The organism is Planomonospora sp. ID67723 (assembly GCF_015711605.1).
In the GTDB taxonomy this organism is placed as follows: Bacteria; Actinomycetota; Actinomycetes; order Streptosporangiales; family Streptosporangiaceae; genus Planomonospora_A.
In genome coordinates this window covers 424,063-436,286 of the sequence record NZ_JABTEZ010000001.1, presented here as the reverse complement: position 1 = coordinate 436,286, position 12,224 = coordinate 424,063, and the positions used below count along the sequence as shown (strand labels likewise).

The window sequence follows — 12,224 nt, the reverse complement described above, 5'->3', positions numbered from 1 at the left end:
TCCCTGGGACACCGGCACGGCGGGGCGTCCGGCGGCGGACTCCGGCACCTCCGCGTCGATCATCGGCTCCCGGCTCCGGATTCCGGCCGCCGCGGACGCCGGCTGCGGGCGAGCGCGGCCAGCAGGGCGCCGGCCAGGGCGACCGCGAACAGCATGCCGTACGTCTTCTGGAATCCGTTCATGAGCTGCTCCACCGCCACCGGGGACATGCGCGACAGGGTGCCGGCGTAGACCTGGGCGCGCAGCGCCGGGCTGACCGCGCTGGTGAGCACGCTCAGGGTGAGGGCGACGCTGAGCACGATGCCGACGTTCATCACCATGAGCCGGAAGCCGTTCACCACGCCGAGGCTCCCGGCGGGCAGGGCCTTCATCACCTGGGTGGTGTTGCCGGTCAGGAACGTCCCGCTGCCGCAGCCGCACAGGAACAGCCCGACCCCGATGACCCAGTACGGCGTGGCGGGGGCGGTGTTCAGCATCAGGACCCCCAGCCCGGAGGCGCTCAGGAGGGAGCCGCCGACGGACAGGGCGTAGGGGGAGATCCGCCGGCCGAGGGCGCCGGCGATCGGGGAGGCTAGGGCCATGCCGATCGGGACCGGCAGCACGCCCAGGGCGGCGGTGACGGCGTCGACGCCCCTGGCGGCCTGGAAGTAGAGGGCGACCAGGAGGATCAGCGCCGCACGGGCCAGCGCGTTGCAGAACGAGGCGAGGTTGGCGAAGGCCAGCATGCGCTCGCCGAACAGCCGCACGTCGAGCACCGGATGCGCGGCTCGGCGCTCCACGACGATCAGCACCGGGACCAGGACCGCCGTGACCGCCGCGCCGGCGATCACGGCAGGGCTGCCCAGGCCGCGCGAGCCCGCCTCGGAGAGAGCGACGAGGGCGGCCGACAGGGCGGCGAAGACGATGAGGTTGCCCAGGGCGTCCACCGGCTTACGGGGGCCCCGTGCGACCTTCCGCAGGGTGAACGCCCCCCAGACGAGGGCGATCAGCCCGGCGGGCACGTTCACCCAGAAGATCCACTGCCAGCCGGCCGTATCGGCGACCAGGCCGCCCAGCGTGGGCCCGGCGAGCTGGGCGACCGAGAGCGTGCCGATGTAGACGCCCATGCCCTGGCTGAGCCGGTCGGGCGGGAAGGCGTCGGTGATGATCACGGTTCCGTTGGCGAGGATCATCGCCGCGCCGACCGCCTGCACCGCCCGCATCGCGATCAGGAACCAGACGTTCGGGGAGAGCCCGGCGAGCAACGAGGCGGCGGTGAAGAGGGCGAATCCGGCCAGGTACACCTCCCGGCGGCCGAGGAGGTCGGCCACCCGGCCGAAGAACACCAGGGTCGCGGTGTTGACCAGCAGGAACGACAGGAGGATCCAGCCCGAGGCGAACGCGTCGGCGCGGAAGTGCCTGACCACCTCCGGCAGGGCCACGTTCAGCGTGCTCCCGGAGATGCCGATCAGCACCAGGCCGAGGCTGGTGACCGAGCAGACCCGCCAGGCGTAGCGGAGCCTGGAGGCGTACTCCGGCGAGCCGGGCAGGTCCTGAGGGATCGCGACCATGGGGTCCAGTCTGACGTACGGCGTACGCCCGTTCTGTCCGGGGTGCTCGGCGCCGGTCCGGGACGCCGCGCCGGTCCGGAGCCCACGCGGCGGCTCGCCCGGCCGCCGAGACCGGAGCACGGACTCCCGGTCACCTGGCCCGCTTGCGCAGGCCCTCCAGGTCGTGGACGATCACGCGGCGGCGGCCGGTCTCGATCAGGCCCCGGTCCCGGAGCGAGCGCAGGGCCTTGCTGACCGCCTCGCGTGAGGCGCCGGTCCACCCGGCCAGCTCGTCCTGGGAGAGCGGCAGCTCCACCCGGATCCCTCCGTTGGAGGGCTTGCCGTACCGCTCGGCCAGCTCCACCAGCCGGGTCGCCACCCGCCCGGTGGTGTCGAACGCGCCGTACTCGATCCGCTTGCGGTCGGCGTCGCGCACCCTGCTCGTCACCATCTCCAGCAGCAGCACCGCGACCCGGCCGTTCTCCTGCAGGAACGCGGTGAAGTCGCGGACGGCGATGCCCTCGACCGGCTCCAGCGCGGTGACCGTGGCCGACCGGGGCAGCCCGTCGATGACCGAGAACTCGCCGAGCAGCGCGCCGGGCCCGCGCACGGCGAGCACGACCTCGGTCCCGCTCTCGGTGTGCGAGGAGACCTTGACCCGGCCGGAGGTCAGGACCAGGACCCAGTCCGACACGTCGCCCTCGGTCATCAGGGTCGCCCCCCGGTCCCAGCGCCGGATCCGGCCCGCCGCCCGCAGTGCGGCGATCTCGTCGTCGGTGAGCAGGGCGAGGAACTCCCCGGGTTCGGACACAGGACTCACAGGAACCTCCAGGCGGTGCGGCGCCGTGCGGATGCGCTGTCGATTATGTCGGTCCTGTCCTCGGACGAGAACGGATTCGTCCTCTCGCGGATCCGCAGACCGTACGGCGGGTGCGGATCCGCGAGGGCCGTCACGCCAGCGCGGTGAGCACGTAGGCGTGGACGGGCTTCTCCTTGCCCTTGAGGCTCAGCTCGCCCAGGGAGCGCGCGTCGGCACGTGGGCCGATCAGGTCGAGGGTGCTCTGCCCGATCACGACGGTGCCGGGCTCGGCGACGCCCTCCAGGCGGGCGGCCACGTTCACGCAGTCGCCCATCGCGTTGAACCCGCGCAACTGGGGACTGCCGATGTTGCCGACCAGAGCGGGCCCGGTGTTGATCCCGATCCTGAACAGGGGGTAGCCGGGCGTCTCGGCGGCGATCCGCGCGGCGGCCTCCTGCATGGCCAGGGCCGCGCGGGCCGCGGCCTCGGCATGGTCGGCCTGCCGGGCCGGGGCGTTGAACAGCGCCAGCAGGGCGTCGCCGACGAACTGCACGATCGTGCCGCCGTTGCCGAGGATGATCGGCACGGCCGCCGTGTGGTAGCGGTTCAGCATCTCCACGATCTCCCCGGGCTGGACCCGCTCGGAGAAGCTCGTGAAGCCCTTCAGGTCGGCGAAGAGCGCGGTGAGCTCGACCAGCTCGCCGCCGAGCTCGGCCGTCCTGGGGTCGGCCAGCAGCGACTTGGCCACGTCCGGGGACATGTACTGCCGGAACAGCGTCTCCAGCTCCCGGTAGAGCCGGGCGTTCTCCAGCGAGATGGAGAGCTGCCCGGCCAGCGTGGCCGCGAGCGCCTCGTCCTGCGGGGTCGTGCCGACGGGCACCCGCAGGGCTCCGGCGAGCAGTCCTTTGACCGTCAGCGGATGGATCACCGAGTCGCCGAGCCGGATCGGCCCGTCCGCGGAGAAGTCCTCCTGGCGGTACTCGGCGGAGCCGAGAGTGACCCGCTCGTCGGAGACCAGCGCGATGCGCACGTCCCCGTACGCCTGCCGGGCCCGGTCCAGGGACTGCACGAGGAGCTCGTCCTCCGGCAGGCCCACCCGGGCCCGGTTGCCCAGGTCCACCAGGGCGGCGAGCCGGTCCGACAGCTCCCGCTCGTTGGCCAGCGCCTCGCCCGCCCGGTCGAGCACGGCGGCCTGCGCCTCGGTGAGCCCGAACTTGCCCGACAGCCGGGTCGCGACCGGGACCCGGCTGTCGGCCCTGCGCCGCAGGTGGCCGACGAGCTCCTCCAGCGCCTGCTCGTAGTCCGCCCTGATCCTCCGGACGGTCGCCGTCAGCGCGACCGAGTCGAACAGCCCCGAGGTGGAGCCCTCCCGGCGCGACTGGATGTGGGCGCCGTAGGCGACGAAGACGAAGGCGAAGGTGAGCAGCAGGTGCCACAGCCACCAGGACAGGTGCCAGTTGAGGCGGTACATCCCGGCGATCATCGCCTCGGCGAGGAGCGCGTAGGCGGTGATCATGCTGATCAGCATCGCCGCCGGGCGCCTGCGGTGGAGCCGGAAGAGCATCACCGTGGCGGTGCCGTACAGCAACAGGCCGAGCAGTTCGGCGCCGCCGAGGCCGGCCCCCAGCTCGGGCGGCCTGGAACTGAGCGGGGTGAGGCCGTCGACGAGCGAGAGCACGCCCCAGACGGCCAGCAGCAGTGCGAGCCCGCCGCGGAGCCAGGCCTGCGAGCGCAGCACGGCGGCGGCCGCGCGCTCGTTCAGCGGGAGCGCCGAGGCGAAGGCGAACCCCGAGGCGACGAGGAGTCCGATCGGCTGGGACAGGTCGAACCCGTAGCTGCCGGACGGGAGGATGACCTTCGGGGTGGCCAGGCCGTGCATGAGGAAGAACCCGGAGCTGCTCAGGAAGACCAGGGAGAGCAGCAGCAGCCTGGCGTCCGACCGCCGGGCCGACGCCTGGCTGATCATCGCGCCCAGGATCAGGTTGACTCCCGCGACGATAATGATCATCCAGAAGTGGCTGGGATTGTGCTGCCACTTGACGTTGATGACCTCGTGGTGGGCGAGCAGCAGCCAGAGGCCGAGCATCGGCAGCGCCAGGTGGATCACCCAGACCACCGCGCGGACCGGCTGCGTCGCCGGGGGGAGGTACGGCTCTCGCCCGGCGCCGCTCACGCTCGTGATGACCGTCGGGTCGTTCGTCGGCACAGTGGCCTCCGTATTCAGCGGGGGCCGCGTGGCCCCCTGTCGCGTCCGCCCCCGTCCATGGGACAGGGCTCCCCCGAACGCTCCGATTATTCCGGTCCACCGCCGGTGCTGCCAACGGCGTGGCGGCGGGGTGATCCGGTGGGAGGAGCGGATTCCGGATCCGGCGGTCACTCCTGTGACGCCGGATCGTTAGTAACACCGCGGTCGCTGTCGAATCACTGCAGTTTTCCACAGGTCACGGGACGGTCTTCCTGAGCCGGACGCCGGCGGGAGACGGCGGAGCGAGCCGGAGACGCCTCCGTCCGATCCGTGCGGGACGCCCCCTCGGCCGTGTCGCCGAGTCCATGGACGGGAAATGCAGGACGGCCGTCCGCGTCGGCTGCGACCGCCGAGCCGGAGTCCGGGAACGGATGAATGTAATCGTTCGCCGGGAATGAGAAGGTGGGCGGGAGAGGCGTTCGTGGAAAGACCTGAGGTGAACGGAGGTGAACCGTAAAGTGGGGACGGATTCGGAGGGGGACGAGATGACCGCTGAAGCGCTGCCTTCCTGGTTCTACCCGCCGGCTGACGGCTGGGTCGCCGAGGACCTCGACAGGCTCCCCCCCGAAGCGCCGCGCCGCCTCGAACTCGTCGACGGAGCCCTCATCGTGATGTCCCCCCAGACCAAGTTCCACATGAGGGTCATCGACAACCTCATCCGGGTTCTGCGGTCTGCAGCCCCCGAGGGATTCGACGCGGTACGTGAGATGACGGTCACGCTGGGAAGACGCCAGCGGCCGGAGCCGGACATCATGGTCGTCCGGGAGACTCCTGGGGCAGGGCTGGACCGGACGACGTATCAGCCCGACGAGGTGGTCCTCGCGATCGAAGTGGTCTCACCGGACTCGGAGGAGCGCGACCGGAAGGTCAAACCGGAGCGATACGCGCAGGCCGGTATCCGTCATTTCTGGCGGATCGAGAACGAGAACAGTCATCCTGTTGTGCACGTGTACGAGTTGGACCACACCACCGGTGCATACGTGCCGACCGCCATCGAGAGGGAGAAGCTCCGGCTCACGGTGCCCTTTCCCATCACCGTAACGATGCGGGAGCTGCTCTCCTGAGATCCTCCGGGTGACTTCGGCGGAGGCGGGGACCGCTCACCCGGCCGGACACCGTTTGATGGAAGAACTGCGAAGGGGTACGGCCCGTGCGGGAGCCGTACCCCTTCTTGCGTTCGCGGATCAGCCGAAGATGGCCGGCAGGGTGCCCGTGTGGACCTCGCGGAGCTCCGCGACCGGGATCTCCAGCACGTCCTCGACCGTCAGCGAGACGCCGCCCGTGGTGCCCAGGCCGTAGCAGGGGACCTCGTGGGCCCCGCAGAGCTCGGCGAAGGCGTCGAAGGACTCCGGAGCCACGGTCACCAGTGCACGGGCCGACGACTCGCTGAACAGGTCGACGAAGGCGTCGTCGCCCGGCAGCGAGACCGTGCAGCCGACGCCCCGCGCCAGGCAGGCCTCGGCCAGGGCGATGGCCAGGCCGCCGTCGGACAGGTCGTGGGAACCGGTGAGCAGACCGCGGGAGGCCGCCTCGGTGAGCACGAGCGCGAGGGCGCGCTCGGCCTCCAGGTCGGCCGCCGGCGGCAGGCCGCCGAGGTGGCCGTGGGCGACGTGGGCCCACTCCGAGCCGCCGAGCTCCTCGCGGGTCTCGCCGAGCAGGACGACCCGGTCGCCCTCGCCGGTGAAGCCGCTGCGCACCCGCTTCGCCACGTCGTCGATCACGCCCAGCACGCCCACGACCGGGGTCGGGTGGATCGCGGTGGACCCCGTCTGGTTGTAGAAGGAGACGTTGCCGCCGGTCACCGGGACGCCGAGGGCCTTGCAGGCGTCGGCCAGGCCGCGCACCGCCTCGGCGAACTGCCACATGACCTCCGGATCCTCGGGGGAGCCGAAGTTCAGGCAGTTGGTCACCGCCAGCGGGGTGGCGCCGGTCACGGCCACGTTCCGGTAGGCCTCGGACAGGGCGAGCTGGGCCCCGGCGTAGGGGTCGAGGCGGGCGTAGCGGCCGTTGCCGTCGGTGGCCAGCGCGATGCCGCGGGTGGTCTCCTCGGCGCCCGGCATGGCCTCGCTGATCCGCAGCACCCCGGCGTCGGCGGGCTGGGCCAGCACGGTGTTGCCCCGGACGTACCGGTCGTACTGGGAGGTCACCCACTCCTTCGAGGCCAGGTTCGGCGAGCCGAGGAGCTGCAGCAGGGTGGCGCGCAGGTCCTCGGGGCGCGGCAGCTCCGTGGCGGAGGCGGCGTTGAGCGCGGCCTGCCCGGCGGGTTCGGCGAAGGGGCGTTCGTACACCGGGCCCTCGTCGGCCGCGGTGCCCGGCGGGATGTCCACGATGGTCTCGCCGTACCAGGTCATGACCAGGCGGCCGGAGTCGGTGACCTCGCCGATCACCGTCGCGGGGATGTCCCACTTGGCGCAGATCGCCATGAAGGCGTCGATGTCGTCGGGGGTGACGACCGCCATCATGCGTTCCTGCGACTCGCTCATCAGGATCTCTTCGGGCCGCAGCGACGGGTCGCGCAGCGGCACCAGGTCAAGCTGGACGTCCATGCCACCGGTGCCCTTGGCGGCCAGCTCGGTGGTCGCGCAGGAGACGCCGGCCGCGCCGAGGTCCTGGATGCCGACGACCACGTCCGCCTGGTACAGCTCCAGGCAGCACTCGATCAGCAGCTTCTCCATGAACGGGTCGCCGACCTGCACGCTGGGCCGCTTGGCCTGAGACTCGTCCTCGAACGTGGCGCTGGCCAGGACCGACGCGCCGCCGATGCCGTCGGGGCCGGTCAGCGCGCCGAACAGCACGACCTTGTTGCCCGGGCCGGGCGCGGTGGCCAGCTTGATCTGGTCCTTGCGCAGCAGGCCCACGCAGAGCGCGTTGACCAGCGGGTTGCCGATGTAGCAGGGATCGAAGACGACCTCGCCGCCGATGTTGGGCAGGCCCAGGCAGTTGCCGTAGTGGCTGATGCCCTCGACCACGCCGGGCAGCACGCGGCGGGTGTCGGCCTGGTCGGCGCCGCCGAAGCGCAGGGCGTCCATGACCGCGACCGGCCGGGCGCCCATCGACATGATGTCGCGGACGATGCCGCCGACGCCGGTGGCCGCGCCCTGGTGCGGCTCGACGTAGGACGGGTGGTTGTGGGACTCGATCTTGAAGGTGGCGGCCCACCCGTCGCCGACGTCCACCACGCCGGCGTTCTCGCCCATGCCGACGAGCAGCGCCTCGGACTTCGGCGCCTTGGTGCCGAACTGGCGCAGGTGCACCTTGGAGGACTTGTAGGAGCAGTGCTCGCTCCACATGACGCTGTAGATGGCCAGCTCGGAGCTCGTCGGGCGACGGCCGAGGATCTCGCGGACCCGGTCGTACTCGTCGCGCTTCATGCCCAGCTCGGCGTACGGCTGGCGCTCCTCGGGGGTGCCCTCGGCGCGCTTGACGGTGTCGAGGGCGGGGGCCGTCCTCTCACTCATGCGTTCACCAGCTTCTTCAGGATCGACGTGAAGAACCCGCGGCCGTCGGTGCTCGGGGCGCCGGTCAGGTCCTCGAGGGCGTGCTCGGGGTGGGGCATCAGGCCGACGATGTTGCCGGCCTCGTTGCAGATGCCGGCGATGTCGTTCAGGGAGCCGTTGGGGTTGCCGCCGGAGTAGCGGAAGACCACCCGGCCGGACGCCTCCAGGGCGGACAGGGTCGCCTCGTCGGCGACGTAGCGGCCCTCGCCGTGCTTGATCGGCAGTACGAGCTCCTGGCCCTCGGCGAAGTCGGACGTCCAGGGGGTGGCGGTGCTCTCCACGCGGATGCCCTGGTCGCGGCAGACGTAGTGCAGTCCGGCGTTGCGCATCAGCGCGCCCGGCAGCAGGTGGGCCTCGCAGAGGATCTGGAAGCCGTTGCAGGTGCCCAGGACGGGGAGCCCGGCCTTGGCTGCGGGGATCAGCTCCTCCATCAGCGGCGCGAACCTGGAGATGGCCCCGCACCGCAGGTAGTCCCCGTAGGAGAACCCACCGGGCAGGAAGACGGCGTCCACACCCTTGAGATCGGGGTCCGCGTGCCAGAGCGGGACGGCCTCGCCGCCCGCGTAGCGCACGGCGCGGGCCGCGTCCTGATCGTCAAGAGTTCCGGGAAAAGTGACGACGCCCACGCGGGCAGCACTCATGGCAGCGTTCCCCTCCACAAACGAGCGCCGCGCCGACGTCTCACACGGCGGACGGCGGTCTGCGGCGGTGCGCCCAGGCTATCCGCTCCCCGGAGGCGAATCGCACCCGGGACCCGTCGGATCGCACAGGTCGCCGTCGCGCGACCGGCTCCGTCTTTGGAGGATCGTACGAACGGCATGGCGGAAGCGGCGCGACGGGTCAGACCGAGGCGAGCTGCCGGGAGCGGGCCCGGACGGCGTCCTCCTCCAGGTCGAGGCGCTTGCGCAGGTGCACGGTGGTCCCCCGGCCGGGGGCGGCGTCGAAGGAGATCTCGTCCACCACGGCCTGCATGATCAGGATGCCGCGGCCGTTCTCGACGTCGGGGGAGGGGTAGCGGTCGGGCATCCGCACCTGGCCGTGCCCCGCGTCGATGACGCGGACGTCGCAGCGGCCGTAGCCGATCGCGGCCTCGACCTGGTAGCGGTTGGCCGGACCGCCGTGGCGCACCGCGTTGCCGCAGGCCTCACTGACCGCGAGCAGGATGTCGGAGACGCAGGTCTCGGTGACGTGGAGCGAGCGGAGGGAGTCGCCGAGCACTCTGCGGACCATGGGAATGCCGACGGCCTCTCTTGGCAGAGCCAACGAGAACTCGATATCCACCGGATCCCTCCCGGGGCCAGACGTCACCTTGTGAAGGTTTCCCGCCTGCAATCCGGCCTAACCGCAAAATAACTGTGATGTTATCTACCGTTGGTCAGGGCATGGCGTTTGGCGCGCGTCATCAATGAATCGGCGCGTGACCACGGGAAACTCGTGTGTCCTGTGTGACGGTTCATTCCGCCACGGTGACCGTGAAGTCCTCGATGACCGTGTTCGCCAGGAGAGTCTCGGCCATTTTTCGGACGTCCGAAAGTGCCGCCTCGTCGGCCGGGCCGTCGAGCTCCACCTCGAACCGCTTGCCCTGCCGCACCGCGGAGACACCGGAGAAACCGAGCCGAGGGAGCGCGCGGGCGATGGCCTGGCCCTGCGCGTCGAGAATCTCGGGCTTCAGCATGACGTCGACGATGACGCGCGCCACGGTGTTCCTCCAGGTGTGAGCGGGACGGTCGGGCGCCTCAAGCGTAACGGTCGCGCGCGGCCGCCCGTCGCCGGGTCCGCGTCCGCGGCGGAGACCCGGCCCGTGCCGGCGAAAGGGCCGCCGCCCGCGCCTTTCCGGAGCGGAGCCGTACCCCTGCGGAGGGGGTGAAAAAGGGCGGAGAGGGAACGGGGAGGACATGGAGGTCTCGCAAGGGCTTGCGCACGGGTATGTGACCTCTGCCACGATGTCCACAAACGCAGACGAACCACTACCACAAGGATCGGATGCGTCGCTAACCGGCCGGACAAGAGTGGCCAACCCATTCGGACGGCCCCGAGCACACAGGAGCGGCACGTGACAGCCGACGCCTCTCGTGGTGCGCAAGCACCCCCCGAACTCGTCCAGTTGCTGACCCCCGAAGGAGAGCGGGTCGAGCACCCCGACTACGACATCGACCTGACGCCGGAGGAGATCCGCGGGCTCTACCGCGACCTGGTCCTGGTGCGCCGCGTCGACCTTGAGGCCGTGGCCCTGCAGCGCCAGGGCGAACTGGGCATCTGGGCCTCCCTCCTCGGCCAGGAGGCCGCGCAGATCGGCTCCGGCCGGGCGCTCACCGATGCGGACATGGCCTTCCCGACCTACCGCGAGCACGGCGTGGCCTGGTGCCGCGGGGTCGACCCGGTGAACCTCCTCGGCCTGTTCCGCGGGGTCAACCACGGCGGCTGGGACCCCGCCGAGCACAACTTCCACCTCTACACGATCGTCATCGGCAGCCAGACCCTGCACGCGGTCGGCTACGCCATGGGCATCCAGCGCGACGGCGCGGTCGGCGAGAACGGCGCCGCCACGATCGTCTACTTCGGCGACGGCGCCACCTCCCAGGGCGACGTCAACGAGTCGTTCATCTGGGCGTCGGTGTTCAACGCGCCCGTGGTGTTCTTCTGCCAGAACAACCAGTGGGCGATCTCCGAGCCGCTGGAGAAGCAGTCGCGCATCCCGCTCTACCGCCGGGCCAGCGGGTTCGGCTTCCCCGGCGTCCGGGTCGACGGCAACGACGTGTTCGCCTGCCTCGCGGTGACCCGCCAGGCCCTGAAGAACGCCCGCGAGGGGCAGGGCCCGATGCTGATCGAGGCCTTCACCTACCGGATGGGCGCGCACACCACCTCCGACGACCCGACCCGCTACCGGGTGCAGGACGAGCTGGAGGCGTGGAAGCTCAAGGACCCGATCGAGCGGGTCCGGGCCTACATGTTCAAGAACCAGCTCGCCGACCAGGAGTTCTTCGACAAGATCGAGGCCGAGGCCGACGAGCTCGGCAAGGACGTGCGCAGGCGCTGTCTGGAGATGCCCGACCCCGAGCCGCTGGCGATCTTCGAACACGTCTACGCGGAGCCGCACCGCCTGATGGACGAGGAGCGGGCCCGCTTCGCCGCCTATTTCGCCGGGTTCGAGAGCGAGGAGAGCAGCCGATGACGACGCTCACCCTGGCCAAGGCCCTGAACGAGGGCATGCGCAAGGCGATGGAGGACGACTCCAAGGTCCTCGTCATGGGCGAGGACGTGGGCAAGCTCGGCGGCGTCTTCCGCGTCACCGACGGGCTGCAGAAGGACTTCGGCGAGGAGCGGGTGATCGACACCCCGCTGGCCGAGTCGGGTATCATCGGCACCGCCGTCGGCCTGGCGCTGCGCGGCTACCGCCCGGTCTGCGAGATCCAGTTCGACGGGTTCGTCTTCCCCGCCGCCGACCAGATCATCACCCAGCTCGCCAAGATGCCGCTCCGCTCGCTGGGCACGCTCAGGCTGCCGGTGGTCGTGCGCATCCCGTGCGGCGGCGGCATCGGGGCGGTGGAGCACCACAGCGAGTCCCCCGAGGCGTACTTCACGCACACCGCGGGCCTGCGGGTGGTGGCCTGCTCCAACCCGGCGGACGCCTACACGATGATCCAGCAGGCGATCCGCTGCGACGACCCGGTCATCTTCTTCGAGCCCAAGCGGCGCTACTGGGAGAAGGCCGAGGTCGACACCTCCACTCAGGAGGGCTGGCACCCCTTCGACCGGGCCCGGGTCGTACGGCCCGGCGCCGACGTCACCCTGCTCGCCTACGGGCCGATGGTGAAGACCTGCCTGGAGGCCGCGACCGCCGCAGAGGAGGACGGCCGCTCGCTGGAGGTCGTCGACCTGCGCTCGCTCAACCCGCTGGACACGCCCACGGTCGTGGAGTCGGTACGGCGCACCGGGCGGTGCATCGTGGTGCACGAGGCGCCCGTCTTCGGAGGGTTCGGCGCCGAGCTCGCCGCCCGGATCACCGAGGAGTGCTTCTACAGCCTGGAGGCCCCGGTGCTGCGCGTCGGCGGCCCGTCCACCCCGTACCCGCCCTCCCGGCTGGAGGAGCACTACCTGCCCGACCTGGACCGGGTCCTCGAGGCCGTCGACCGCGCGTTCGCGTTCTGAGAGAG

The 12,224-nt window shown here is 71.0% G+C and carries 10 protein-coding genes; 3 read left to right on the top strand and 7 right to left on the bottom strand.

The genetic code is table 11. From position 1 onward, the window contains the following. Positions 1-59: 59 nt before the first annotated feature. From HS041_RS01910 to HS041_RS01900, 3 genes are all read right to left on the bottom strand, one after another. Positions 60-1,550, bottom strand: coding sequence for an MFS transporter (locus HS041_RS01910; RefSeq protein WP_196438793.1), 1,491 nt, complete (start codon positions 1,548-1,550; stop codon positions 60-62). Positions 1,551-1,680: 130 nt separating this feature from the next. Next, positions 1,681-2,349 carry a Crp/Fnr family transcriptional regulator gene (locus HS041_RS01905; protein ID WP_196438792.1) on the bottom strand — a complete coding sequence of 223 codons (669 nt, stop codon included), beginning with the start codon at positions 2,347-2,349 and terminating at the stop codon, positions 1,681-1,683. Positions 2,350-2,479: 130 nt separating this feature from the next. Continuing rightward, positions 2,480-4,534 (bottom strand): adenylate/guanylate cyclase domain-containing protein, encoded by a 2,055-nt coding sequence (locus HS041_RS01900; protein ID WP_196438791.1) that lies wholly within the window; start codon positions 4,532-4,534, stop codon positions 2,480-2,482. Between the two features lie 485 nt (positions 4,535-5,019). Here HS041_RS01900 and HS041_RS01895 point away from each other — a divergent pair, with 485 nt between their 5' ends. Next, entirely contained in the window at positions 5,020-5,637 is a 618-nt protein-coding gene (locus HS041_RS01895) for a Uma2 family endonuclease (protein ID WP_307845130.1), read from the top strand. Positions 5,638-5,757: 120 nt separating this feature from the next. On the opposite strand, the gene purL is transcribed toward HS041_RS01895, so the two are convergent. The 4 genes from purL to purS all read right to left on the bottom strand — a co-directional run bounded on the left by purL (position 5,758) and on the right by purS (position 9,769). Further along, positions 5,758-8,031 carry a phosphoribosylformylglycinamidine synthase subunit PurL gene (purL, locus tag HS041_RS01890; protein ID WP_196438790.1) on the bottom strand — a complete coding sequence of 758 codons (2,274 nt, stop codon included), beginning with the start codon at positions 8,029-8,031 and terminating at the stop codon, positions 5,758-5,760. Continuing rightward, positions 8,028-8,711 (bottom strand): phosphoribosylformylglycinamidine synthase subunit PurQ, encoded by a 684-nt coding sequence (gene purQ / locus HS041_RS01885; RefSeq protein ID WP_196438789.1) that lies wholly within the window; start codon positions 8,709-8,711, stop codon positions 8,028-8,030. The genes purL and purQ overlap by 4 nt, the downstream gene beginning before the upstream one ends. Positions 8,712-8,910: 199 nt before the next feature. Continuing rightward, positions 8,911-9,333 (bottom strand): ATP-binding protein, encoded by a 423-nt coding sequence (locus HS041_RS01880; protein WP_230878385.1) that lies wholly within the window; start codon positions 9,331-9,333, stop codon positions 8,911-8,913. A 190-nt stretch (positions 9,334-9,523) separates the two neighbouring features. Next, entirely contained in the window at positions 9,524-9,769 is a 246-nt protein-coding gene (gene purS, locus HS041_RS01875; protein ID WP_196438787.1) for a phosphoribosylformylglycinamidine synthase subunit PurS, read from the bottom strand. A 354-nt stretch (positions 9,770-10,123) separates the two neighbouring features. Here purS and pdhA point away from each other — a divergent pair, with 354 nt between their 5' ends. Both pdhA and HS041_RS01865 read left to right on the top strand, forming a co-directional pair. Then, positions 10,124-11,242, top strand: a complete 1,119-nt coding sequence (gene pdhA / locus HS041_RS01870; RefSeq protein WP_196438786.1) for a pyruvate dehydrogenase (acetyl-transferring) E1 component subunit alpha — start codon at positions 10,124-10,126, stop codon at positions 11,240-11,242. Further along, the gene (locus tag HS041_RS01865; RefSeq protein WP_196438785.1) at positions 11,239-12,219 is read left to right on the top strand and encodes an alpha-ketoacid dehydrogenase subunit beta; all 981 of its coding nucleotides are present in this window, start codon (positions 11,239-11,241) and stop codon (positions 12,217-12,219) included. The genes pdhA and HS041_RS01865 overlap by 4 nt, the downstream gene beginning before the upstream one ends. Positions 12,220-12,224 lie beyond the last annotated feature (5 nt).